We start from the raw sequence: 24,808 nt of genomic DNA, 5'->3' as shown, positions 1-24,808 counted from the left end.
CACCCCACCCGCCCCTCGGCATCGGTGACTTCTACCAGCACGTGGGTCAGCCCCGTCTTGCGGTGCGAACTGGTCTCGAAGCTGTGCACCAGGGGGAGATTCACCTCGAAGAGGCGCACGCGGTCGATTCTCACGCCAGGCGCTCCCTGTCGGACTCGGGACGAGACTCGGGACGATAGAGGTGCAGCGCAGACGCGAGTTCGTCACGCACGGTGAGGCGCCGGCGGGCGCCCTTGGCGCTGGCGGTCGTCAGCGTGCTCAGCAGATGGCATGCCGCGGCGACGGCGGTGGGCGAGTCCGCGTACGACGCGGAGCGGGTGTGCACGTGGATCACCGTCGTCGCGATGTCGGTGAGCGGCGCGTCGGCGCTGTCGGTGATGAGCAGCAGCTTCCCGCCGGCCTCGTGGAACAGCTCGCCGAACCGCACCGTCTCTTCGCGATAGCGACGCATGGTGAAGGCGACCAGAACGTCGGATGCTCGAACGTCGGTGAGCACGGTCAGCGGGGTGAGCGCCCTGCCGTCGACGAGGAAGACGTTGGACAGGGTGGCTCCGAGGTCGGCGCCGAGCAGTTCCGCATACGCCGCCGCCTTGCCGCGGCCGGTGATGTAGCGACGGCGCGCACCGAGGATCAGTGCGGCAGCACGCGGGACGTCGCCGCTGCGGCCGAGTTCCTCGAACGTGCGGGCCAGTGCGCGGGTCTCGGCCTCGATGACGCGGGCCTGCAGCTGCTCCGCCGAGATGTTCATGCGGAAGCGATCGCCGTAGCGTTCGCCCGGCGAGACCAGCGAGCGATCGCGCTCGCCCTCGTCGAAGTCGTCGGTCGTCATCGCGCTTCCTCCTCGTCGGGGCGTCCCACGGCCAGATAGGCGGCCGTCGACGTGTCGATCCGCGTGCATGCCACGAGCACCCGCTGCTCATCGGCGAGTCCTGTGAGCGACTCTCGCAGACGAGCGCGGAGCGGGTCGCGTCCGGTCTGCTCCTCGTCGTTCGTGAGGGGCGCAGCCTGGGCCGGAACCGCGAGCCAGGCGGCATCCTGGATCACACCGTCCGGCCGGGTCACGGTGGTGCGAGTGACCCGCCCCCAGTCGGCGCGACCGAGGGCGGGCGGCTGCGCGCGCCGCAGGTCCTCGAACGGGTCGTCTTCGCGCTCGAGCCTCCACTCGACCACGACACGGTCGGTGCCGGGGCGGCCGTAGTAGTCGGGGACGAACCCCACGCCCTCGCTGCGCAGCGAGGTGAAGTTGAAATGCGCGTTGCGCGCCAGCACGGGGTCGAACGTCCAGCGCATGGTGCGGTGGCCCCACCCGAGGGCGACGGTGCGCTGGTGCTCCTTGGCGAGACGGCCGACCCCGGCGTCCTGGTAGGCCGTGTCGACGACGGCCGCCTGCGAGTAGTGGAACTCACTGCCGTCGCGGTCGCGTCCGGCGAATCCGTAGGCGAAGCCGATGAGTTCGTCCTCGATCGTGTAGACGCCGACGGCGGACCCGCCGTTTCGAGCCAAGGCGCTGAGAAGGTTCGGGTTGAGCGAGAACTCCGGACGTTCATAGCCGAACACGCGTGTGTACAGATCCGCGGCGGCACCGAACTGCTCACCGGAGGTGAGCGTCTCGGCCCGAAGCGACGAGGGGAACATGTGCGCCATGATACGAATCCTATGTTTGCGCGCGAGGCAGTCGGTTACCGAAGATAACGCACACTTCGACTCGGATCAAGGAATGGATATGATTCAAAAGAGAGGGGGAGTCAACATGGCAGGCATTCGAGGCGGCGAGCCCGGCGACCTCCTGCGGCGTCTGGAACGGCTCGTGCGCATCGAGTCCCCGTCGCGCGACACAGCTGCCAGCGAGCGCATGGCGGATCAGCTCGCGCAGTGGTGGCAGCATGCCGGGGCGAGCGTGCGGTTCGAGAGCACGGATGCCGGCACGAGCCTGGTCGCCGAGGTCGCCGGCGAGGGCGACCCGCTGCTGCTCGTCGGCCATTCCGACACCGTCTGGGACCACGGCACCCTCGACGGCACCGTGCCGTGGTCGATCGAGGGCGACACCGTGCACGGTCCCGGCGTCTACGACATGAAGAGCGGACTGCTCGTGATGATCGCGGCGGTGGAGCGTCTGCGCGGCACGCGCCACCGCGGCGTGCGTGCCGTCATCGTGTGCGACGAAGAGATCGGCTCGCCGACGACCCAGGCACTGCTGCGTCGCTGCGCCGAGGGCGTCTCCGGCGCGATCGGCTTCGAGTCGCCGCATCCCGACGGCGCCCTCAAGGTCGGCCGTCGCGGCAGCACTCGTCTGCGGCTGGAGGTGGAGGGCCGCGCATCGCACGCCGCGCTCGACCCGGGCGCCGGCATCTCTGCGATCGATGAGCTCGTCGACCAGCTGCTGCGTGTGCGCAGCGTCGTCACGGACCCTGCCCTGCCCTCGGAGGTGCTCTGCAACGTCGGCACGATCGCCGGTGGCGACCGGGCCAACGTCGTGCCGGCGGGGGCGTACGCCGAGATCGGGCTGAGGTTCGTGGACGCTGTCGCCGAGCGCCGCGTGCTGGGTGCGCTCGACGCGCTGACGCCGGTGCGTGCCGGCGCGGTCGTCAAGACCGGCATCCTCAGCAGCCGGCCGGCGTGGGCTGCATCGGTGGGCGATCAGGAGCTCGTGGCTGCGATCGCGGACATCGGCGGACGGATCGGCCAGGAGATCGACGCGCGGCCTGCCAGCGGGGCGGGTGACACCAACCTGCTCGGAAGCCTCGGCATCCCGACGGTGGACGGCTTCGGACCGCGCGGCGGCGGCGCTCACGCCGTCACGGAGCACATCTCGCTGGTCTCGCTGGGCGAGCGCGTCGACCTTCTGGAGGCCGTGCTCGCCGACGTGTCGGACTGACGCGGATCGCACGGCGGGGACCGCCGCGCGCGGGCCCGGCGTGTTCACCATGCGGCCGCCCCCTCGCGCGGCGGGAGGGGGCGCCCTCTCGGGGTGATCAGATAGACCGTGCGGCGGCTGCGGGACCACGCCCTGTCGAATGCGTCCCGTGGATAGGTGCGCAGTCCCGCCGCGCCGCCCGGGTTCGCCGGGTCAGCGACCAGGACGTCCCCGCGCGCATCGAACCCGCGGATCACCAGGAGATGCCCCGCCGTCGCGTAGTCGGCTCCCGGCAGTTCGCCACCGCCGAACGAGATCGAGGCCACGAGCGGGATCCCGGACCGTGTGAGCTCGTGCGCCTCGTGCAGCGACCGCAGGCGGGTGACGACGGCGTTCAAACCCCACTCGCCGGCCAGCGCGACGTTGAACGCCCAGTTGCCCGTGCCGTCGTACGACGAGTCGTACACCGCGCGGGCGACCCAGGGCACGCGCGCATCGGCGTCGGCGGCAGCCGCTGCAGACGCGTCCGAGGGGATGTCGGCACCCCAGGTCGACGCCACCATCGTGAGGGAGGTCGGGGAGCACCACGCGGGCCCGCCGCCGCCGAGGTCCTCCCGCGGCGGGTAGGCGCGCTGCGAGAGGGGTTGCACGCTGATCGCGTGCGGCGTCGTCGGAAGGGTCGGCGGGTCGGCCAGAGGGGCGTTCGGCGCGCTGAAGCTCACCGTCGCGAGCCGGAGGGGACGAGCGGATGCCGCCGACTCGTCGTGCAGGGTCAAGCGCAGCTGGACGGCATCCCACCGGTCCTCCGGCGCCGCGCGCAGGATGTCGGTGTCGACGATCGGACGCAGTCCCGCGCGGCGATCATCGGCGTGTTCCTCCGGCGCACTGCGGCGGTCGCCGACCGCTCCCCATCGCGCGAGCCGCTGCCACGGGTGCCAGCCCGCGTCGACGCTGCGCGCCCGGATCTCGATGTCGGCGCCGACGCCGGGGTCGAGGTTCCACGAAGCGATCGCCTCGTCGGGGTGGACCCCTGCCGCGAACCCGGGCCTGAGCGCGCGCGATGTCCATCGGGGACCCTCCCACCCCGTCGTCGCATCCGCGCGCACCAGGTGCGTGTGCCAGGCGTGACCGGCCGGCTGCGGGCGGACGACGGGGTCAGAAGACACGGGTTCTCCGTTCGGATGGGATGATCCGCTACGGATCATCGACTTCCCGAGATTCGATCGTCGAGCGCGACGGGTGAGCGGAATGTTCCGTTCAACTCTTATTCAGCGGTCAAAGCTCCGGCAAAACCGGCCAGTTCATGCACATTGTGCACACAATGCTCCGCACCGGCCGTGCTCAGACTACGCGTCCGCCCGCCGTTGAGTAGTTACAGTCTGATGAAGATCGGGTACAAATACGTTGACCGAGGGTTCAGCATGATGTTGCATTGCTGCATCCCCTGAAGTCCGGATTCCGGACCTCGCCCCGATGGAAGGACTCACATGCGATCTCGGCACCGCAAACACCTGATCCGCGCGATGTCACTTGTCGCCGCGGCTGCGCTCATCGTGGCTCCGGCGGCCGCGGCGAACGCTGCCGCGCCCACCCGCGTCCACGCTGCGGACCCCTCCGATTCTCCCTCGTCCGGCGACGATGCCAAGACGATGCGGATCGCGACGGCCGGATTCGTCGACACCTTCAACCCGTTCGTGTCGATCTACCTGCTGCCGACGAACCTCATCCGCTACATGTACGAGAACCTCGTCCAGAACAGCGATGTCGACGGGTCGCCGACGAAGGGCCTCGCCGATCACTGGGACGTGAGCGACGGCGGCAAGACGTGGACCTTCACCCTCCAGGACGACCTGGAGTGGTCGGACGGCGAGCCCATCACGGCATCCGACGTGAAGTACACGTTCGACCAGATGATGAGCGTGCCTGAGCTCAGCGTGGCCAACGGCAACCTGGTCACCAACTTCGACAGCGTCGACGCGCCCGACGACAAGACCGTCGTCATCAACCTCAAGGAGGCACAGGCGCCGAACCCGGCCATCGAGATCCCGATCGTCCCCGAGCACATCTGGTCCGAGATCTCGAACCCCGCCGAGTACGCGAACGACAAGGACGTCGTCGGCTCCGGCCCGTTCCTGCTGGAGAGCTACGAGGCGAACCAGTTCATCACCCTGAAGGCGAACCCGACCTTCTGGGACGGCGCGCCGAAGATCGACAAGATCCAGTACGTCTACTACACGAACTCCGATGCACAGGTGCAGGCCCTGCGCTCGGGTGACGTCGACTTCGTCTCGGGCCTGACGCCGACGCAGTTCGACGCGCTCAAGGGCGCCGACGGCATCACCGTCCACTCGGGAATCGGCCGCCGCTACTCGTCGTTCAGCATCAACAGCGGACTGAAGACGGTCGACGGGCGCCCGTTCGGCACCGGCAACCCTGCGCTGCAGGACGTCGAGGTGCGTCAGGCGATCCGGCTCGGCACCGACACCGCCACGCTGCTGGACAAGGTCCTCGGCGGACTCGGCGACCCGGGCACCAGCTTCATCCCCGCTTCGTACCCGCAGTGGACGCTCCCGACGGACGACCCGGCGGTCAAGGAGCTCGCCTATGACCCCGAGAAGGCGCAGGAGAAGCTCGACGCCGCCGGCTGGACCGTCGGCGAGGACGGCATCCGCACCAAGGACGGCCAGAAGCTGTCGATCCGTCTGACGGTCGATGCCTCCGACCCGACCGAGCAGTCGATCGCTCAGTACTTCCAGCCGTGGATGAAAGACATCGGCATCGACGTGCAGATCGTCTCGACCGACTCCGACACGATCAGCGCCGTGGCCGTCTCGGGCGACTACGACATCTACCTGAGCGGCTGGAGCATCGGACCGGACCCGGACTACCAGCTGGGCATCAACACGTGTGCGGCCCTTCCCACCGAGACCGACGGCACCGGTGCGACCAACCAGGACGGCTGGTGCAACGCCGAGTTCGACGAGATGTACCAGGAGCAGCGCACCGAGACCGACCCGGCCAAGCGTGAGGCGATCGTGCACGACATGCTCGCGCTCAACTTCACCGACACGGCGCAGATCACGTACTGGTACGCCAGCGGCCTCGAGGCGTACCGCTCCGACCGCTTCACGGACTTCCGCATGATGCCCGCCGAGGGCGGCATCATCGCCAACCAGTCCGGGTACTGGGGCTTCAAGGACGTGGCGCCGGTGAGCGCCGATGGCGGCAGCGCCGCGGCGGCATCCGATGGTCCCAACGTCGGCCTCATCGTGACGGGCATCGTGATCGCCGTCATCGTGATCGGCGTGATCGTCTACTTCGTGGTCCGGCGGCGCAAGAGCGCTGACGTAGAGTGATGCCTTCGGTGGCCGCGGCGATTCGCCGCGGCCACCGATCCACGTATGCCCGCATGATCCGAAGCCCCATGACCAGCGAAGAAGCGCATGAGTAGTACAGTCCCCCCCACCGAGGCGGTGATCCTCGAAGAGCAGGGCGAAGCCTCCGTCCGCAGCAGCCCGGCGGTGAAGTTCGCGCTCACCAAGATCGGCGGAGCCCTCATCAGCCTCGCGATGGTGATCCTCCTCGGGTTCTTCGCCTTCAAGATCCTCCCGGGCGACCCGGTCGCGAAGCTCGCGCGAGAGCACCCCATGTCGCCCGAGCAGATCGCGCAGCTGCGGGCGCAGCTCGGTCTCGACAAACCGATCTGGCAGCAGTTCGGCGACTATCTCGTCAACGTGTTCACGCTCAACTTCGGCGAGAGCTACGTCTACAAGCAGAGCGTCGCGTCGCTCATCGGCGACTACTTCTGGAACACGATCCTGCTCACGGGAACGTCTGCGGTCATCGCGATCACGCTCGGTCTGTGGCTCGGGCAGAAGGCCGGGTGGCGCCCCGGCTCGCGGTTCGACAACGTCACGACCGGGACGTCGCTCGTGCTCTGGTCGGTTCCCACGTTCTGGCTGGCCCTCATCCTGCTCATGGTCTTCGGCGGAACGCTGCACTGGTTCCCGACGGGAGGCATGGTCTCGCCGGACCCGCCCGATGACACCCTGGGCAAGGTGCTCGACGTCGTCTGGCACATGGTCCTGCCCGTCACGACCATGGTGGCCGTCGTGTACGCGCAGTACGTCATGGTGATGCGCGCCTCGGTGATGGAGGAGAAGAGCGCGGACTACCTGATCACGGCTCGCGCGAAGGGCCTGAGGGACGACGACCTCCGGACGCGCCACGCGGTGCCCAATGCGCTGCTGCCGACGGTGACGCTGGTGTTCCTGCACATCGGCGGGCTGGTCGCCGGCGCAGTGACCGTCGAGACCGTGTTCTCCTGGCCGGGTCTGGGCAAGCTGACGTATCAGGCCATCCAGGGTCCGGACCTGCCGCTGCTGCAGGGAACCTTCGTGGTCTTCTCCGCGATCATCATCTTCACGAACCTCGTCGCGGACTTCGTCTATCGACGGCTCGACCCGAGAGTGAGGCGCGGATGAGCGGCTCCATGACAACCACCGTGCGGTCGCCGCGCAGCATGGCCTGGGCGCGCCGCCGGCGCGCATTCGGCGCCTTCTGCCGGGAGTTCTCGCGCAGTCGCGCCGGCATGATCGGCTTCGGATTCCTGGTCGTGATCATCGCGCTGGCGCTGCTCGCGCCGGTGATCGCCCCGGCATGGATGCTGGATGTCACGAAGCTCCTCGACCAGCCCCGCTTCGCCCCGCCTTCGCTGGATCATCCGCTCGGCACCGACGATCAGGGACGCGAGCTCTGGGTGCGGATGATCTGGGGCGCTCGTGTGTCGCTCCTGGTCGGCTTCGCCGCCACCGCCGTCTCGATGATCATCGGAACCGTGGTCGGCATCGCCGCCGGGCACTTCACCGGATGGACGGGCGGGCTGTTGATGCGCATCATCGACTTCTTCCTGGTGCTGCCGTCCCTCATCCTTGCGATCGTGCTCTCGGTCGTGCTCTCGCGCGGCGTCTGGACGATCGTGATCGCGATCGGACTCACATCGTGGGCCGGCACGGCCCGCGTCGTGCGTGCGCAGACGCTCTCTGTGGAGTCGCGTGAGTACATCGAGCGCGCGCGGGTGCTCGGCGCCGGGCACTGGCACATCATCGTGAAGCACCTGCTGCCCGCCGTGCTGCCGCTGGTGCTCGCGAACACGACTCTGACGGTCGGCTCGGCCATCATCGCCGAGTCCACGCTGTCGTTCCTGGGACTCGGGGATGCGACCCTGCAGTCCTGGGGCTCGGTTCTCAAGAACTCGATGGACGTCTCCGCCGCGACCGCGGGGTACTGGTGGTACGTCCTCGTCCCGGGCATCGCCATCGTGCTGGTCGTCCTCGCCTTCACCCTCGTCGGACGGGCCGTCGAAACGATCGTGAACCCGACGCTGAGGAGCCGCTGAGATGCCGGATCTGACATTCGACGACGTCTCGATCGTCTATCGCACAAGCGGGCGCAACGACCGGGGCGCGATCACCGCCGTCAAGAACGTCACGCTGAAGCTCCCCGCCGGCGGAACACTGGGCGTGGCGGGCGAGTCCGGTTCGGGCAAGTCCACGCTCGCCATGAGCGTCCTGCGGCTGCTGCCCGCCAACGCGACGATCGAGGGTCGCGTGCTCATCGGCGATACCGCCATGGCCGATCTGCGTTTCGGGGAGCTGCGCGCGTTGCGCTGGGCCGAGGCATCCATCGTGTTCCAGGGTGCGATGCACTCGCTCAACCCGGTCCGCACGGTGGGTCAGCAGATCCTCGAAGCGCTCGAGCTGCACGTCGCGGACGGCTGGAAGACCGACAAGGCGCGCAAGGCCCGGGTCGCCGAACTGCTGCGGGACGTCGACCTGCTCCCGGCCAAGGCCGATGCATACCCGCATGAGCTGTCGGGCGGTCAGAAGCAGCGTGTGATGATCGCGATGGCGCTCGCGTGCGAGCCCGACATCATCATCGCCGACGAGCCGACCACGGCCCTCGACGTCATCGTGCAGAAGCAGATCCTCGACATGATCAGCACGCTGGTCGCCGAGCGCGGGATCTCCATGATGATGATCAGCCATGACCTGTCCGTGCTCGCGACGGCGTGCGAGCGGATCGCGATCATGCGCGACGGCGAGCTGCTCGAAGTCGGCGACGCGTACGAGGTGTGCACCGACCCGCAGCATCCGTACACGCGTCAGCTCGCAGAGGCATTCCCGACCATCGGCGATCCGGCGTCACGCCTGAATCCGGTGACGCGCCGGGGCGACTCGGCGGGCCGCAGCACCCGCGACCTCACCGGCGACGTGCTGCTGGAGGCGCAGGGCGTCACGGTCACCTACCGCGGACGCGGCAAGCCCGTCGCCGCGGTCAAGAACGTCGACCTGACGCTGCGGCGCGGCGAGATCCTCGCGCTCGTCGGCCAGTCGGGATCGGGCAAGACGACGCTGGCACGCACCATCGTCGGCCTGCAGCATCCCGACGAGGGCTCTGTCATCCGCTTCCGCGGCAAAGACATCCCCCGCAAGGGACGCGCGTTGCGCGAGTTCCGCAGCGAAGTCCAGATGGTGCTGCAGGATCCGTCGGCTGCGCTGAACCCGAAGCTCAGCATCTACGAATCCGTCGCCGAGGGGCTGCGGGTGCAGCGATACCCGGGCGACGAGCAGGAGCGCGTGGCGCAGGGGCTCACCGACGCCGAGCTCACGCCGCCGGAGCGGTACTTCACCGCGATCCCGCAGGAGCTCTCGGGCGGACAGCGCCAGCGCGCCGTGATCGCCGGTGCGCTCGCGGTCGGGCCGCAGCTGCTGGTCGCGGACGAACCCGTCGCATCGCTGGACGCCTCGGTGCGAGGCGAGATCCTGGCGCTGATCCTGTCGCTGCGTGATCGGCTCGATCTGAGCGCGCTCGTGATCACGCACGACCTGGGGCTCGCCTGGAACATCGCCGACACGGTCGCGGTGATGTACGAAGGCGCGCTCGTGGAGTACGGCACGACTGAGCAGGTCCTCCTTGATCCGCAGCACGAGTACACGCGGCGCCTGCTGGCGGCGGCGCCCACGATCGAAAGGCGGCTGATGTGACCGCGTCGCTCGCGACGATCGACAGGTTCGCCTATCTCGATACGGCACCGCTGCAGCCGGGAGACCGTGTCCGCTTCGTGTCGCCGTCCGGTCCGGGCAACCCTGAGAGCCTCGAGCGCGCGGTCACGTACTACCGCGACTGGGGGCTCGACGTCGTGGTCGGCGATCACGTGCTCGACCCGCATCCGCGCGCGAAGTATCTCGCGGGCGACGACGATGCCCGTCGCCAGGACCTGGTCGACGCGTGGCGGGACCCCGACACCGCCGCGGTCGTCTGCGTGCGGGGCGGGTACGGGGCGATGCGGCTGCTCGACGGCATCGACTGGGAGTCCATGCGGGCTGGGGCGCTGCGCCGGGACGGCCGTCCCAAACTGCTCTCGGGCTCGTCCGACATCACCGCACTGCACGAGGCGTTCCGGGTGCATCTGGATGTTCCCACCCTGTTCTGCCCGATGCCCGGCAACGACGTCTTCCGTGACTCCGCGTTCATCCGGGAGGACGTCCGTCGCTGGCTGTTCGAACCCTGGCGCGGGCGCGAGATCACGGGAGCGCGCACCGAGGTGCTGGTGCCGGGCACTGCCGAAGGACGCTTCACCGGCGGCAACCTCAGCCTGCTGGCGGGCGCGATGGGTGCCGTCGAAGCCTCGGTCCTCCCGACCGGCATCCTGTTCCTCGAAGACATCGACGAGGAGCCCTATCGCCTCGACGGCTACCTGGTGCAGCTCGGCCGTGCCGGGCGGCTGTCCGCCGCATCGGCGGTCGTGCTGGGCTCGTGGCACAAGTGCGGCGAGCTCGAGGCGGTGCGGGCGCTCATGAGCGAGATGCTGCCGCCGCTCGGGGTGCCGCTGCTGTGGGAGCAGGGCTTCGGTCACGATCCCGAGGCGCTCAGCATCCCGCTCAACGTCGACGGCTCGCTGGTCGCGCCGCTCGACGGACCCGTCCGTCTCACCGTGGGCGCGGAGCTGTGACGGCGCTGACGCTGCCCGCGCTCGATCCGAGGGTCCGCTGGTCGATCAGGATCGTGGATGCCGCCGACGCAGGTGTTCTCGCCGAACACGCGCCTCAGCAGCAGTGCGAGACGGCGAGCGTCGGCAAGGTGTTCCTGCTCATCGAGGTGGCGCGCAAGCTCGAAGCCGGCGAGCTCGACCCCGACCAGCGGATCGAGATCCCCGACGCGCATCGTGTCGCCGACTCGGGCCTGCTCTATCGCATGCGCGACCAGCGGGTCACGGTCGACGACGCCGCGCTGCTCGTCGGCGCCGTCAGCGACAATCTCGCGACCAACGCGCTGCTGGCGCTGTGCGGCCTCGACCAGGTGCGGGCAGTGGCGCCCGGTCTCGGGTTCGCCGACACGTCGCTGCACGACTACATCCGCAACGAGCGCACGCCCGATCTGCCGTGGACGCCGTCGTACGGCACCGCCGAAGAGCTGGCGGAGCTCATGCGCCGGCTCGGCGCCGGGGAGGTCGACTCGCCCGCGGTGAGCGCGCGCGTGCTGGACTGGCTGGCCGCCGACACCGACACGTCGATGGTCGCCGACGCGCTGCTGCTCGACCCGCTCGCGCACGTCGAGCCCGAATATCAGGGCATGGTGCTGCGTCACAAGACGGGCAGCACATCGTTCGCCCGCATCGACATCGGACATCTGACCGGCCCCGCGGCTTCGGTCGCATATGCGGTGGCGGCGAACTGGAAGGACTCCGACGACGACCTGCGCGCGCCGGTGCTCGACGCCATGCACGTCATCGGCGAGGAGCTGCGTGCACACGTCACCGGTCGCCGACGCGACGACGAGAAGCTGGGCTGAAGGAGCAATCGTGGGCATCGGATTCCAGGAGCTCGAGGACGACGTGCCCGGGCTGAGGTTCTCGGCGCTCGCTGTCGATGTCGATTCCGGCGAGACGGTGTTCCGTCACGGCGCCGACGAGGAGCTGAACACCGCCAGCGTCGGAAAGGTGTTCCTGCTGCACCGCCTGCTCACCGAGGTGGACGAGGGCGTGCGATCGCTGGAGGAACGCGTCACCCGCCGCCCGGTCGAGTGGATGGACAACTCGGGCCTGTGGTACCTCCTGCAGAACGACACGTTGTCGCACTACGACGTGGCCGCGCTGATCGGCGCGGTGAGCGACAACGCCGCGACCAACACGCTGTGCCGGGTCATCGGCCTGCCCACCGTGCAGCAGCACACACGCGCCCTCGGCTACGAGCGGTCCGGCCTCGACGACATCGTCCGCTGGCCGCTGCCGCCGGGAGCGCCGCGCACTCTCTCGCACGCGACCGCCGAAGAGCTCGTGCGATTCGTCACGCGCACCGCGACTGCGGCCGACCTCTCACCAGCCTCAGCCGACACGCTGCAGCGCTGGCTCGGCGCCGGCATGGACCTGTCGATGGTGGCAGCCGCGTTCGGCCTCGACCCGCTCGCGCACTACTACTTCGACCGCGACGTGTGGCTGTGGAACAAGACGGGCACCATCTCGACGGTGCGTGCCGACACAGGGCTCGTGATGTCGCCCGATCGGCGTCTGGCCTATGCGGTGCTGGCGAATTGGCCGCGGGGCGTCGACGCCCGTGATCGGGTCCTCGCTGTGATGCGCAACGCCGGTGAGGTGCTGCGCGCCCAGCTCGCCGCCTGACCAGCCGCCTCCGTCGCGGTCTCCGGGTATCACGCGAATCGTCGCGCCCTCCTTGCGGGTGGTGGAGGTACCACCGGGCGTGCGCCCGGAAGCGCGTGCGCCGACCGATGGGGGGACCATCATGAGGTCAAGGATCGTCTCGATACTTGCTGCGTGTGCGGTGACGCTCGGCATGCTGGCGCTCGCGCCACCCGCGAACGCCGCACCGCCGGATCGGGTGCGCGTCATCGTCCAGCTCGACCACAAGGCGTCGGCGGACCAGGTCGTGCGAGGCGTCGCCGGGGGAGCGACCGATGTGAAGAAGACGGCGACGATGCCGTACGTGATCATGGAGGTGCCTGAGCCGGCGCTGAAGGGACTGCGGCACAACCCGCACGTCGTCGGCGTGGTGGAGGACTTCGCCGATCCGCCGGCGCTCGCCAGCACGCTGCCGGTCGTGAACGGCGACGACGTGCAGGCGCTCGGCTACACCGGCGCCGGAGCCACGGTCGCGATCCTCGACACGGGCATCGACGCCGATCACCCCTTCTTCGGGTCGCGCGTCGTCGCCCAGCACTGCTTCTCGGACCCTGACGACGATGACGGAGACGGCGACGAGGCGAGCCTCTGCCCCGATGGGACGACCGAGGACACCTCCGCCGACATCGACAGCGACAACAACGCCACCTGCGTCGACGGCGGCGGCAACATCTGCGACCACGGCACGCACGTCGCGGGCATCGCGGCCGGCAGCTCGGCCGACGACGCCGGCGGTTCGCCTCCGGGCAACGGCGTCGCACCGGACGCGCAGATCATCGCGGTGCAGGTCTTCACACGGGTCAACGTCGCGAGCGACTGCGCACCCAACGCGGCACCCTGTGTGCTGTCCTTCGTCTCGGACCAGATCCAGGGACTCGACTGGGTGCGTGGCCAGGCGGCGGCGAACCCCGGCTGGAACGTCGTGGCGAGCAACATGAGCCTCGGCGGCGGCAACAACTCGTCCGCCTGCGACGGCGACAGCCGCAAGGCCGCGATCGACAGCAACCTCGCCGCGGGCATCGCCACAGTGATCGCCTCGGGCAACAGCTCGTTCCTGAACGCGGTGGGCGCCCCCGGGTGCATCTCGACCGCATTCACCGTCGGACGTACGAACGACGACGACACGACGACGAACTCGGGCAACCGCGGTCCGCTCCTCGACGTCATGGCGCCGGGTTCGTCGATCGACTCCTCGATCGACGACGACGTCTACGGCAGCAAGAGCGGCACCTCCATGTCGACGCCGTTCGTGACGGGAGCGCTCGCCGTGCTGCGGTCGGCCTATCCCTCGCGACCGATCGCGAACCTGCTGGCCGACATCACGTCGACCGGCGTGCCGATCACGTACACCACGAATGCGGCCGGGACGACGACGAACACCACGCCGCGCCTCGACCTGCTCGGGGCGCTGCAGTCGCCCAACGCGGCTCCGGTGGTCACCGCCGACGCCGCAGCGGTCATGGTCGACGAGGGATCGCCGGCGACGAACTCCGGAACGGCGACGGATGCCGACGGCACCATCACCGCCCTCACGGCGAACATCGGCACGGTGACGCCCTCGGGCTCGACATGGTCGTGGTCGTACACGCCTGCGGACGGACCCGCCGACGTGACGGTGACCATCACCGCCACCGACGACAAGGGCGAGACCGGCGAGACCTCCTTCGCGCTGCACGTCGACAACGTCGCTCCTGCGGTCGTGGTCGACACGATCACCCCGGCCGACGAGAACGCCGTCGTCACGCTGTCGGCGCACTTCGCCGACCCGGGCGTGAACGACACGCACACCGCCAGCGTGGACTGGGGTGACGGGACCGTCACGGCCGCCACCGTGACCGGCACCTCCGTCGGCGCGACGCACGTCTACGGCGACGACGGTTCGTTCCCGGTCACGCTGACCGTCACCGACAACGACGGCGGCGCGGGCTCCGACGGGGGCGCCGCCACGGTGTCCAACGTCGCTCCGACGGCCGAGATCACCGGACCGCCGACGACGTCCTGGAACGGGCAGGACATCGTGTTCGGCACCGCCGGCGACCCGGTGGCGTTCGAGGCGCGGGGCACCGACCCGGGCAGCGACGACCTGGTGTTCGCCTGGGACTACGGTGACGGGGCGACCGCCACTCACACGAGCCTGGTGAACCCGCCGGCCGTCGACGGTGACCCGAGTCCGAGCATCCAGCCTCGGGACGTGACGGATGCCGCGCCGCACACGTACGCGATCGCGTGCGCCGCGACGACCGGCGTCGAGGTGTCGGACGACGACGGGGGCTCGGCATCCGACGACGTGCAGGTCGTGATCCTCGGCACCAGCACCGATGCCGGAACGCTGGGCGTGTGGCAGACCGACTATCGCGACAAGCGCAACACCGTGCACACGGTCGACGAGAAGCTCTGCCTGCTCTCGGTCGTGCGGGTGCTGAGTGCCGTGTTCGACGAGAAGGTGCCGTTGACCACGATCCCGCAGGCCGTGTCGGCGCTGTGGCCGAAGCAGACGAAGAACGCCGAGAACCAGTTCGACGCGCATCTGCTCTCGCTGTGGCTCAACGTGGCCGACGGCTCCATCGCGCTCAGCGATCCCGTCGACACCGACGGCGACGGCACGGCCGACTCCACGGTCGGCGCCGTGATCCAGGCGGGCGAAGCCGCGCGCACGGCGGCGAACCCGTCGCAGAGCGCGCTCACCTCGTTCAAGAACCTGTTCGAGGCGATCAACGCGGCTGCGTGAGCCGACACGGTGGGGGCCCGGCCGGACGGTCGGGCCCTCACGTGTGTCAGGGGGTCTCGCGATACCTGTCCCATGGGGGTCTCCCGTCGACGCCCTCGAGGGAGTGAGATGGGGGATGCCTCGGGCGATCGTCCCGGGCGCACGCGAGGAGGATCCATGCACACCAGGAAGCTCGGTCAGGGTCTCGAGGTCTCGGCGATCGGCATCGGCGCGATGGGGATGTCGATGAGCTACGGCCCCAACCCCGGCGACCGCGACGACATGATCGGCGTGCTCCGCTACGCGATCGAGCACGGCGTCACGTTCATCGACACCGCCGAGGTGTACGGGCCGTACGACAACGAGGTTCTCGTGGGCGAGGCGATCGCCCCGATCCGCGACCAGGTGGTCGTCGCCACCAAGTTCGGGTGGAACATCGTCGACGGCAGCATGCAGGGCACCGACTCACGACCCGAGCAGATCCGCCGGGTGGCGGACGCGTCGCTGCAGCGCCTCGGCGTCGAGGCGATCGACCTCTTCTACCAGCACCGCGTCGACCCCGACGTGCCGATCGAGGACGTCGCGGGCACCGTCGGCGAACTCGTCGCGGCGGGGAAGGTGAAGCACTTCGGACTCTCCGAAGCGGGGGCGGGGACGATCCGGCGTGCCCATGCCGTGTTCCCGGTGACGGCCGTGCAGAGCGAGTACTCGCTGTGGACCCGCGACCCCGAGCCCGAGGTGCTGCCCACGTGCGTCGAACTCGGCATCGGATTCGTGCCGTTCAGCCCGCTGGGCAAGGGCTTCCTGACCGGCACCGTGTCGGCGGACGCGACGTTCGGCCCCGACGAGATCCGGGGCCGGGTGCCCCGCTTCCAGGCCGAGAACCTGCAGGCCAACCAGGCGATCGTCGACGGCGTGCGCGACGTCGCTGCGGCACGCGGGGCGACACCCGGGCAGGTGGCCCTCGCGTGGCTGCTGTCGCGGCATCCGTTCGTCGTCCCGATCCCGGGAACCCGCCGGCGTGAGCGCGTCGACGAGAACGCCGGAGCGGCCGCCGTGCCGCTGTCGGCGGACGACGTCGCCGCGCTCGACGCCCTCGGCGCGGTGGTCGTCGGCAATCGCTACGACGACGGCGGCATGGCGATGGTGGGTCTCTGACGACCGGGGATCTGTGAAGACCGCGCGAACGGATGCCGGAGGTCAGCGTGCTGTCGCGGCGGCTGCGGCATCCGTCCCCGCCGTCGCGTCGCGGGCGGCGAACTCGGCAGCCTGAGTGGCCGCCCACGACGCCAGCAGCTTGAGGGCATCGGCCGACGACGAGTTCATCGGGGCGGTGTAGACGTTGAGCACGAGGCCCGGTTCGCTGGGCAGGTCCATGGACTCGTAGTTGAGATCGAGGTCTCCGACCACCGGATGGTGCAGGCGCTTCAGTCCGCTGCGGTGGAACTTCACGTCGCGCGACGCCCACCGCTCGCGGAACAGCTCGCTCTGCGTCGACAGCTCTCCGACCAGCCGGATGAGGTCGGGGTCATGGGGGTTGCGGCCGGCCTCCATCCGCAGCATCGCGGCGGAGTCGTGGGTCACCTGGTCGTAGTCGCGCCAGAACTCGTGAGCCGCCGGGTTGAGGTAGGCGAAGCGCGTCGTGTTGACCGGCCGGCGTGGGTCGTCGAACACGGGGGAGTACAGCGCGCGCGCCAGGAGGTTCGCGGCGATGATGTCGTGCCGGCCGTTGCGGACCCAGGCCGGCGCCTCGGTGATCGCATCGAGCACCTGCATGACGGCGGGGCGCACGCTCGACGCGGCACGTCGGGCGGGCTTGCGGGCGGGGCCTGCGGCGCGGGCGAGGTCGAACAGGTACTGGCGCTCCGCCTCGTCGAGTCGGAGGGTGCGGGCGACCGCATCCAGCACGCCCTCCGACGCGCCGGCGAGATTGCCGCGCTCGAGGCGCACGTAGTAGTCCACCGAGACGCCGGCGAGCATCGCCACTTCTTCGCGGCGCAACCCTGCGACGCGGCGGTTGCCGCCGTACGCGGGGAGCCCCGCCTGCTCGGGGGTCAGCCGGGCCCGCCGCGAGCTCAGGAACTCCTTCACCTCGGCACGAATATCAGCCATGAGTCCACGCTAGGCCGCGCGGAGCGCCCGTGGCAGGCTCTGCGCGTGCCCCTCGAGCGGCTCCGGCCCGGGCGCGCAATGTCGGGATGCTACGGTGTGCGCGATAGCGCCTAGGGTTCCGGAGTCACGGCTCGCCTGGTCCGAGCGGCGCCACGACGTGCCGCCCGCGCGGCATGTCGTCATCTGACAGGACAAAAGCCCGGAGGACCCGGTTCGTCGCGCCCGCGGCGAACGAAAGGTCCGCCGTGTCGCCGCTCGCCCTCCTGCTCGTCCTCTCCGCGGCCGTCGCTCACGCGTCGTGGAACGTGATCGCCCACGGAGCCAGTCGCTCCGGGCTGCCCTTCCTGTGGGCCGGGTCGGTGGTGAGTACCGTGCTCTGGCTGCCGGTGGTTCCGCTCACGGGCGGGCTCGGCGCCGGTGAGCTGCACGGATTCGCGCTCGGTGTCGCGGTGTCGGCGGTGCTGCACGTGGGGTACATGCTGGTGCTCCAGCGCGGCTATGCGGTCGGCAACCTCTCCGCCGTGTACGCGACGGCTCGGGGGAGCGGCCCGCTGATCACCGTGATCGTCGCCATCGTCGTACTCGGAGAACGGCTCTCGCCCCCGGCCCTCGTCGGCGTCGCCGCCATCATCGCCGGCGTGATCGGCATCGGGTTCATCGATCGCGGCACCTCTCTCACCGGACGGCGGATCGATCCGGCGATCGTCTTCGGACTGCTCACGGGTGCGGCGATCGCCGCCTACACACTGTGGGATGCCCAGGCCCTGCGCACCTGGAGCATCTCGCCGGTCGCGTTCATGGTCGGCTGCACCGCCCTGGAGGTGCCGATGTTCGCGGCCCTTCTGGGGCGGCGGCTCCCCGAGGGCGTGAGGATACTGCGCACCGACTGGCGACGGCTGCTCGTGTTCGGCCTTCTCTCCCCACTGTCGTACATCCTCGTGCTGGCGGCGGTGACGATCGCGCCGGTGTCGATCGTCGCTCCGATGCGCGAGGTCAGCGTGGTGCTGGTCAGTCTGTTCGGCGCGTTCGTGCTCCGCGAGGCACGCCCGGGCGCGCGCCTGGTCGCGTCGGCCGTGGTGGTCGCCGGGATCGCGCTGCTCGCGATGTGACCGCAGCGTCAGGCGCTGCCGAGCGGGCGCACGTAGGCGTCGCCCTGGCGTGAGCGGCCGGAAGCCGAGACCGTGAATCGGACGATGTCGCTGAGGTAGCGATCGTCGGATGCCTCGAACGTGCGCCCTGCGGCGTCCCGCGTGACCCGGCGCAGGCGCAGGACCGGTGCGCCGAGGGGCACCTCCAGCAGCCGGCTGTCGGCCTCGTCCGCCGCGATGGCATCGATCTCGTGGTCCACATCGGCCGACGCGGTGCCGTGTGCTTCGAGGTACTCGGTGATCGAGACGGTGTCGAGGTCGACGCCGAACAGCACCCGACCCACGGGCTCGATGTACGTGAGGCGCTCCAGCATGGTGGGGCGGCCGTCGAGCAGCCGCAGGCGGAGCACGTCGACCACGAGGTCGTCCTCGGCGATGCCCAGCGCCGCCGCCTTCACGGCATCCGCGCGCCGCAGGCTCACCTCCTGGGTGCGCGCCCCCGGAACCGCTCCGATCTCGCGCGCCCAGCGGGTGAACGGGATCGACACGTCGACGGCCTGATGCGCCTTTCGGGCGGTGACCCGGGCGGGCCGACCCCGGGTGGTCTCGATGAGGCCTTCGTGGCGCAGCGTCGCGAGCGCGTTGCGGATCGGACCGCGCGAGGTGTTCCAGCGCTGGGCGAGCTCCGCCTCGGTCGGCACGTCGTCGCCCGGCGCGAGCCGGCCGCTGACGATCAGTCCGCGCAGGTCTTCCGCGATCAGCTTGTACACCGTATCTGCCACATGGGAATACTACTCAGGGCCGCGGTGCCCAGAGCGGGTGCGGCGCCGAGTGTTCTTCTCGCGTCGAGTTAGGTGAACAACCTTTGAACAATGACTACGTAGGTACATTTCTCGATTGAGGGGGTGGGAGAGTTCTGGAGGTTCTTCATCCCTCCCCTCACCCGAAAGGCTGTCATGAACCTCCGTGCAAAGAACGCGTCGATCGCACTCGCCGGCGCCGCACTCCTCGCTCTCGGTCTGTCCGCGTGCTCCGGCACCGCCGGTGCCGCCACAGAAGACACCGCTGCGACCGCCGGCTACGCCGTCGACGCCGACACCCTGGTCTTCGGGGTCGTCCCCGACTCGGCCGACACCGAGACCAACTACCAGCCGCTGATGGACTACATCGCCCAGGAGACCGGAAAGACGGTCGAATACCACGAGTCCACCGACTACGCCGCGCTCATCGAGGCAGCGATCGCCGGAAAGATCGACGTCGCCTCGTTCTCGGGCTTCACCTACGTCACTGCGACCAACAACGGCGCCGAGCTCACCCCGATCTCGTCGATCGTCACCGAAGAGGGTCAGGAGCCCGGCTACTTCTCGCAGGCGATCGTCCCGACGGCCAGCGGCATCCAGTCGCTCGACGACTTCGCCGGCAAGAAGGTCTGCTTCGTCGACCCCTCGTCGACCTCGGGCTACCTCTTCCCGTCGTACAACCTGCTGGAGGCGGGCATCGACCCCGAGACCGACGTCACCCCGGTGTTCGCGGGCAAGCATGACGTGAGCGTGCAGAAGGTCGGTGAAGGCGTCGAGTGCGAGGCCGGGTTCGCCGAGGACAGCGAGGTCGAGAAGTCCGACAAGGTGCGTGTCATCGAGGAGACCATGGTCCCCGGCGCGCCGCTCGTGTACTCGAACACGCTGCCCGACGACGTCAAGGACCAGCTGGTCGACATCCTCGCCGAGGTCACGATCGACGACATCATCGCCAGCGGCGTCGACAGCGCCGACTCGGACGGCTTCCGAAGCGTCTTCTACGAGACCAAGCCGGTCGACGACGCGTACTACGACCTGATCCGCGATATTTGCGAGAAGACCGACGCCACCCAGTGCCAGGGCTGATCCCCAGCCACTGATCAGAACCGCGTGGACGAGGACCGAGCAGACATGAACACCACCGCACCCGAGACGGTCGTCCGACTGGACGGTGTCGTCAAGCGCTTCGGCGCCACCACCGCCCTCGACGGCGTCTCGCTGACCGTGGACCGCGGCGAGATCGTCGTGCTGCTCGGCCTCTCGGGCTCCGGCAAGTCCACCCTGCTGCGGCACCTCGACGGACTGGAGGTTCCGACCTCCGGTTCCGTCGAGGTGCTCGGCGAGGACGTGCCGCGCCTCGCCGGCCGGCGCCTTCGGGCCCTGCGCTCGAGCGTCGGCTTCATCTTCCAGCAGTTCGAGCTCGTGCCGTCGCTGACGGTGCTCGAGAACGTGCTGACCGGCTCTCTGGCCGGCGTCCGGGGCCCGCGGCTCGGCCTCTGGTCGTATTCGAAGGCACGCCGGCTCGCCGCGCTCGGACATCTCGACCGCGTCGGGCTGCTCGATCGCGCCTACCAGCGCGCCGACACCCTGTCGGGGGGCCAGCAGCAGCGCGTCGCGATCGCCCGTGCCCTGATGCAGAATCCGAGCGTTCTCCTGGCTGACGAACCCGTCGCCTCGCTCGACCCCGAGTCGAGCGACCAGGTGATGGCGCTGATCCGCGAGATCGCCGCCGACGAGGGGCTCACCGTGGTGTGCAGCCTGCACCAGGTCGACCTCGCCATCTCGTGGGCCGACCGCATCGTCGGGCTCCGCCACGGGCAGGTCGTTCTCGACCTGCCCACGCGTGATCTCAGCAAGACGCAGGTCATGGAGATCTACGGGCGCGTCGCCACCACCACGGCAGAACTGCGTGCCGTGCAGGACGAACTCCTCCTCGAGGCCGCTGCGGAGCAGGCACGATGACCACCACCGTCGACCGCCCGCGCCTGGCGGCTCCTTCGCCCTCGCTGCTCCAGCGCGCACCGAAGCGCCGCGTCTCGCCCGAGCGCATCGCCGCAGGGCTGACCCTGCTCGCCCTGCTGGCGTTGTCCGTCGCCGCCCTCGGCGAGGTGCAGATCTCGATCCCCGACATGATCGCCAGCTGGGGGAACGCGGAACGCTTCTTCGCCCGCGTCGGCTCGCTGTCGTTCCCCGAGCCCGCCGAGCTGGCCTGGCTCGTCGCCCTCACGCTGGGACTCGTGCTCACCGGCACCCTGCTGGCCGCGGCGCTGTCGGTGCCGATCGCCTACCTCGCCGCATCCAACACCACGCCGGGCAACGGCTGGCGCGCGGCAGCCCGCTTCGCCGGTGTGCTGGCGCGGGCGGTTCCCGACGTCGTGCTCGCGATGGTGTTCGTGCTGATGTTCTCGCTCGGCGCCCTCCCCGGCATCCTCGCGATCGGCATCCACTCGATCGGCATGATCTCCAAGATGTTCGCCGACGCGATCGAGCAGATCGACGAGGGACCGCGCCTCGCCATCCGCGCCGCCGGCGGCACCCGCCTGCAGGAGTTCTTCGGCGGCATCCTGCCCCAGGTGCTGCCGTCGTGGGTCGCCACAGTGCTGCACCGCAACGACATCAACCTGCGCGGGTCGGTGGTGCTCGGCTACGTCGGCGTAGCGGGCCTCGGCCTGGAGATGTCGTACGCGTTCAAGTCCCTGAACTACGGCCTCGGCCTCGGCATCGCGCTCGTGATCTTCGTGCTGTGCGTCGTGATGGAGATCGTCTCGAGCGCCGTGCGCGCGGCCATGCTCGGGCGCGTGGGCGACCGCGGCTCGTGGGCTGACCGGCTCGTCGGCCGGCGGCTCGTGCGGGATCAGGATGCCGCGGCCCCGCGTCCCGCCCCGCGACCGGCCGCCGACTGGGCCCAACGCGCGGCAGGGGCCCAACGCGCGGCAGGGGCCCAACGCGCGGCATGGGCACAGTCGCCGCAGACGGCGCTGCGCCGACCGTGGACGTCGGAGCGCGTGCGCAACGTCGTCGCCGGCTGGGTCGCGGCGGCCATCGTGATCGCCGGTGTCTGGGTGTGCCAGATCAACTGGGGCGACTTCCTGACGTTCTGGGCCAAGATCCCCGCTGTGGCCGTGCAGTTCTGGCCGCCCACCTTCGGGGTCTACGGCGCGGAGGTGATGTTCGAAGCCCTCCGCGAAACGGTCGCCATCGCGCTGGCCGCCACCCTGCTCGCCCTGGGCGCCTCGTTGGTGCTCGGGTCGTTCGCAGCGCGCAACGTCGCCCCCAACGGCGGCGTCCGCGGCGCGGCGCGGTTCGCGCTCGTCGGCATCCGCGGCATCCCCGAGATCATCCTCGCGATCGTGCTCATCGTGATCACCGGGCTCGGCATGCAGGCCGGCACGATCGCGCTCGCGGTCGGCGGTGTGGGCCTTCTCGGCAAGCTCATCGCGGACTCCTTCGAAGAGGTCGACCGCGGCCCGGAGCGCGCGCTGTTCGCCACCGGCGCCACGCGCCTGCAGGTCTACGGCGGCGCCACGGTGCCGCAGGGCGCCCAGGCCCTCGTCGGCCACTCGTTCTACCTGCTCGACACCAACATCCGCGCCGCGACCATCCTGGGCATCGTCGGCGGTGGCGGAGTCGGCTATTACCTGCTCAACGCGAGCCAAGGCGCGAACTACGGCATGGTGACTGCGATCGTGCTGATGATCCTCGCCACCGTGCTGGTGGTCGAGGCCATCGCGATGTGGATGCGGAAGGTGTTCCGATGAATCGCGGATTCGACGTCGCCGTCGTGGGCGCCGGAATCGTCGGGCTGGGCGCGGCCTACGCGGCGGTCCGCCGGGGGCAGAGGGTCGTCGTCATCGAGCGCGCGCCCGAGGCGCTGGGTGCGACGGTGCGCAACTTCGGCCACCTCTGCATCGGGGCGCAGACGGGTCGCGCGCGTGAATATGCCGACGCGTCGCGCCCGCTGTGGCTGCGGCTCGCGCAAGATGCCGGGTTCTGGCTGCGCGAGTCGGGCACGCTCGTCGTCGCCCGCCACACGGATGAGCTCGCCCTCCTCGAGGCGGCGGCGCTCGCCGGCGGAATCGAGCTGCTGGACGGTGCCGAGCTCGACCAGCGGGTGTCGTTGCGGCGGGGCGTCGCCGTAGGCGGCGCGTGGATCCGGCCCGACCTGCAGACGAACCCGCGCACCGCGGCCGCCGCGATCCGCGCCCACCTCGAGGCGCTCGGCGTCGAGTTCCGCACGCGCACCTCGGTCGGGGCGGTGGAGACGGGACGCGTGCACACCACCCGCGGTCCCATCCACGCCGGCCTCGTGATCGTCGCCGTGAACCACGACCTCGACCAGCTGCTGCCCGACCTGGCCGAACGCGTCGGCGTCGTGCGCTGCGGCCTCGACATGCTGCGCGTGCGCGGGGGTGCGGCATCCGTCACCGCTCCTCTCCTCACCGGCTGGTCGCTGGTGCGGTACGGCAGATTCGCGGCGCTGCCCGAAGCGACCGCGGTGCGGGAGCGCCTGCACGCGGAGCGCCCCGACCTGGCGGCCCTCGACCTCAACCAGATGTACACGCAGCTCCCCGACGGATCCGTGATCGTCGGCGACACGCACTACAAGGCTGTGGGCATCGCCCCCTTCCAGCCCGAAGCGGCCGCCGACCTGCTGCTCGAGGAGTTCGAGACCCTGTTCGGAACGCGCCCGTCGGTGCTCGAACGGTGGCAGGGCGTGTACGCCAGCGGCCCCGACGAGTTCCTCGTCGCCGAACCCGAGCCGGGCGTGCTCGCCCTCGCCGCAACCACCGGCATCGGCATGACCACCGGCCTCGGCCTCGCCGAGACCGTGCTCACTCCTCTTCTCGGCGTCGACGCCGAGCTGTCCACCCCGGAAGGAATCCGCCCATGACCACCCCCGCTATCCTGACCCCCGCGGCCGCGAGCCTCACGGTTCCCGTCGAGCTCGTCGTGCTGGACATGGCCGGCACGACGGTCCGCGACGACGGTGTCGTCGAGCGCGCGTTCGAGCGTGCGGCCAACGAGACGGGCGTGGCCGAGCGGATGCCGTGGGCCGAGGCCCTCGAGTACGTGCGGCGCACGATGGGCCAGTCCAAGATCGACGTCTTCACGCACCTCGCCGGGGGCGACGTCGCGCGGGCCACCGAGGCGACCGCCGCGTTCGAGCGCGCGTACGCCGACCTCATCGTGGAAGAGGGCGTCGAGCCGATCGCCGGAGCGCCGCAGACGCTCGCTCGGCTGCGGGCCTCGGGACTGTCGCTGGTGCTCACCACCGGCTTCGCCCCGGCCACGCGTGACGCGATCCTCGACGGCCTGGGCTGGCGGACGCTGGTGGACGCGGCCCTCTCTCCCGCGGACGTCGGCCGGGGCCGCCCCGCGCCCGACCTCGTGCTGACGGCGGTGATCCAGGCGCAGGCGTCGTCGGTGGCATCCGTCGTCGTCGTCGGCGACACGACCAGCGACGTCGCGTCGGGCCGCGCGGCCGGCGCGGGACTCGTGGTCGGCGTGCTGACAGGCGCGCACGACCGGGTCGCTCTCTTGGCCGCCGGCGCG

The 24,808-nt window shown here is 70.0% G+C and carries 21 protein-coding genes; 16 read left to right on the top strand and 5 right to left on the bottom strand.

The genetic code is table 11. The features are described 5' to 3' along the window. Positions 1 to 130: 130 nt before the first annotated feature. Entirely contained in the window at positions 131 to 829 is a 699-nt protein-coding gene (locus tag ACI3KY_RS17140; protein WP_404931352.1) for a MurR/RpiR family transcriptional regulator, read from the bottom strand. Continuing rightward, entirely contained in the window at positions 826 to 1,644 is an 819-nt protein-coding gene (locus tag ACI3KY_RS17135; protein ID WP_404931351.1) for a hypothetical protein, read from the bottom strand. The genes ACI3KY_RS17140 and ACI3KY_RS17135 overlap by 4 nt, the downstream gene beginning before the upstream one ends. Before the next feature lie 106 nt (positions 1,645 to 1,750). Between ACI3KY_RS17135 and ACI3KY_RS17130 the strand changes: the two genes are divergently transcribed. After that, the gene (locus ACI3KY_RS17130; RefSeq protein WP_404931350.1) at positions 1,751 to 2,875 is read left to right on the top strand and encodes a M20/M25/M40 family metallo-hydrolase; all 1,125 of its coding nucleotides are present in this window, start codon (positions 1,751 to 1,753) and stop codon (positions 2,873 to 2,875) included. Between the two features lie 44 nt (positions 2,876 to 2,919). On the opposite strand, the gene ACI3KY_RS17125 is transcribed toward ACI3KY_RS17130, so the two are convergent. Further along, complete coding sequence (locus ACI3KY_RS17125) at positions 2,920 to 4,020, bottom strand: C39 family peptidase (protein ID WP_404931349.1); 1,101 nt, start codon at positions 4,018 to 4,020, stop codon at positions 2,920 to 2,922. A 321-nt stretch (positions 4,021 to 4,341) separates the two neighbouring features. Between ACI3KY_RS17125 and ACI3KY_RS17120 the strand changes: the two genes are divergently transcribed. The 9 genes from ACI3KY_RS17120 (at position 4,342) to ACI3KY_RS17080 (ending at position 16,416) form a co-directional block, all read left to right on the top strand. Beyond that, positions 4,342 to 6,210 carry an ABC transporter substrate-binding protein gene (locus tag ACI3KY_RS17120; RefSeq protein WP_404931348.1) on the top strand — a complete coding sequence of 623 codons (1,869 nt, stop codon included), beginning with the start codon at positions 4,342 to 4,344 and terminating at the stop codon, positions 6,208 to 6,210. A gap of 87 nt (positions 6,211 to 6,297) precedes the next feature. After that, positions 6,298 to 7,338: an ABC transporter permease gene (locus ACI3KY_RS17115; protein WP_404931347.1), complete on the top strand. Its 1,041-nt coding sequence runs from the start codon at positions 6,298 to 6,300 to the stop codon at positions 7,336 to 7,338. Between the two features lie 8 nt (positions 7,339 to 7,346). Continuing rightward, a complete protein-coding gene (locus tag ACI3KY_RS17110) occupies positions 7,347 to 8,252 on the top strand; it encodes an ABC transporter permease (RefSeq protein WP_404931346.1) in 906 nt (301 codons plus the stop codon). Between the two features lies 1 nt (position 8,253). Further along, positions 8,254 to 9,900 carry an ATP-binding cassette domain-containing protein gene (locus tag ACI3KY_RS17105; RefSeq protein WP_404931345.1) on the top strand — a complete coding sequence of 549 codons (1,647 nt, stop codon included), beginning with the start codon at positions 8,254 to 8,256 and terminating at the stop codon, positions 9,898 to 9,900. Continuing rightward, positions 9,897 to 10,868: an LD-carboxypeptidase gene (locus ACI3KY_RS17100; RefSeq protein WP_404931344.1), complete on the top strand. Its 972-nt coding sequence runs from the start codon at positions 9,897 to 9,899 to the stop codon at positions 10,866 to 10,868. The genes ACI3KY_RS17105 and ACI3KY_RS17100 overlap by 4 nt, the downstream gene beginning before the upstream one ends. After that, positions 10,865 to 11,707 (top strand): serine hydrolase, encoded by an 843-nt coding sequence (locus ACI3KY_RS17095; protein WP_404931343.1) that lies wholly within the window; start codon positions 10,865 to 10,867, stop codon positions 11,705 to 11,707. The genes ACI3KY_RS17100 and ACI3KY_RS17095 overlap by 4 nt, the downstream gene beginning before the upstream one ends. A gap of 10 nt (positions 11,708 to 11,717) precedes the next feature. Continuing rightward, the gene (locus ACI3KY_RS17090) at positions 11,718 to 12,533 is read left to right on the top strand and encodes a serine hydrolase (RefSeq protein ID WP_404931342.1); all 816 of its coding nucleotides are present in this window, start codon (positions 11,718 to 11,720) and stop codon (positions 12,531 to 12,533) included. Positions 12,534 to 12,693: 160 nt separating this feature from the next. Further along, on the top strand, positions 12,694 to 15,279 hold the full coding sequence (locus ACI3KY_RS17085; protein ID WP_404931341.1) for a S8 family serine peptidase: 2,586 nt from the start codon (positions 12,694 to 12,696) through the stop codon (positions 15,277 to 15,279). Positions 15,280 to 15,435: 156 nt separating this feature from the next. Next, positions 15,436 to 16,416, top strand: coding sequence for an aldo/keto reductase (locus ACI3KY_RS17080; protein ID WP_404931340.1), 981 nt, complete (start codon positions 15,436 to 15,438; stop codon positions 16,414 to 16,416). Between the two features lie 42 nt (positions 16,417 to 16,458). Here ACI3KY_RS17080 and ACI3KY_RS17075 read toward each other — a convergent pair whose 3' ends face one another. Then, complete coding sequence (locus ACI3KY_RS17075; protein ID WP_404931339.1) at positions 16,459 to 17,370, bottom strand: helix-turn-helix transcriptional regulator; 912 nt, start codon at positions 17,368 to 17,370, stop codon at positions 16,459 to 16,461. A 245-nt stretch (positions 17,371 to 17,615) separates the two neighbouring features. Here ACI3KY_RS17075 and ACI3KY_RS17070 point away from each other — a divergent pair, with 245 nt between their 5' ends. Beyond that, positions 17,616 to 18,479 carry an EamA family transporter gene (locus ACI3KY_RS17070; RefSeq protein WP_404931338.1) on the top strand — a complete coding sequence of 288 codons (864 nt, stop codon included), beginning with the start codon at positions 17,616 to 17,618 and terminating at the stop codon, positions 18,477 to 18,479. Positions 18,480 to 18,487: 8 nt separating this feature from the next. Here the strand turns inward: ACI3KY_RS17070 and ACI3KY_RS17065 are convergent, their stop codons facing one another. After that, positions 18,488 to 19,240, bottom strand: a complete 753-nt coding sequence (locus ACI3KY_RS17065; protein WP_404931337.1) for a GntR family transcriptional regulator — start codon at positions 19,238 to 19,240, stop codon at positions 18,488 to 18,490. A gap of 174 nt (positions 19,241 to 19,414) precedes the next feature. On the opposite strand from ACI3KY_RS17065, the gene ACI3KY_RS17060 reads away from it, so the two are divergent. From ACI3KY_RS17060 to ACI3KY_RS17040, 5 genes are all read left to right on the top strand, one after another. Beyond that, positions 19,415 to 20,341, top strand: a complete 927-nt coding sequence (locus ACI3KY_RS17060) for a phosphate/phosphite/phosphonate ABC transporter substrate-binding protein (protein ID WP_404931336.1) — start codon at positions 19,415 to 19,417, stop codon at positions 20,339 to 20,341. 45 nt (positions 20,342 to 20,386) lie between these two features. Then, complete coding sequence (gene phnC / locus ACI3KY_RS17055) at positions 20,387 to 21,217, top strand: phosphonate ABC transporter ATP-binding protein (RefSeq protein ID WP_404931335.1); 831 nt, start codon at positions 20,387 to 20,389, stop codon at positions 21,215 to 21,217. Then, positions 21,214 to 23,013: a PhnE/PtxC family ABC transporter permease gene (locus ACI3KY_RS17050; RefSeq protein ID WP_404931334.1), complete on the top strand. Its 1,800-nt coding sequence runs from the start codon at positions 21,214 to 21,216 to the stop codon at positions 23,011 to 23,013. The genes phnC and ACI3KY_RS17050 overlap by 4 nt, the downstream gene beginning before the upstream one ends. After that, positions 23,010 to 24,146, top strand: a complete 1,137-nt coding sequence (locus ACI3KY_RS17045) for a TIGR03364 family FAD-dependent oxidoreductase (RefSeq protein WP_404931333.1) — start codon at positions 23,010 to 23,012, stop codon at positions 24,144 to 24,146. The genes ACI3KY_RS17050 and ACI3KY_RS17045 overlap by 4 nt, the downstream gene beginning before the upstream one ends. Continuing rightward, positions 24,143 to 24,808: HAD family hydrolase (locus tag ACI3KY_RS17040; protein WP_404931332.1), on the top strand; the 666-nt coding region annotated here is incomplete at its 3' end. The genes ACI3KY_RS17045 and ACI3KY_RS17040, both read left to right, overlap by 4 nt.

Source organism: Microbacterium sp. ZW T2_14 (assembly GCF_044987405.1).
Taxonomy (GTDB): domain Bacteria; phylum Actinomycetota; class Actinomycetes; order Actinomycetales; family Microbacteriaceae; genus Microbacterium.
The sequence above is the reverse complement of the archived record's forward strand: the minus strand, read 5'-3'. Positions and strand labels throughout refer to the sequence as shown.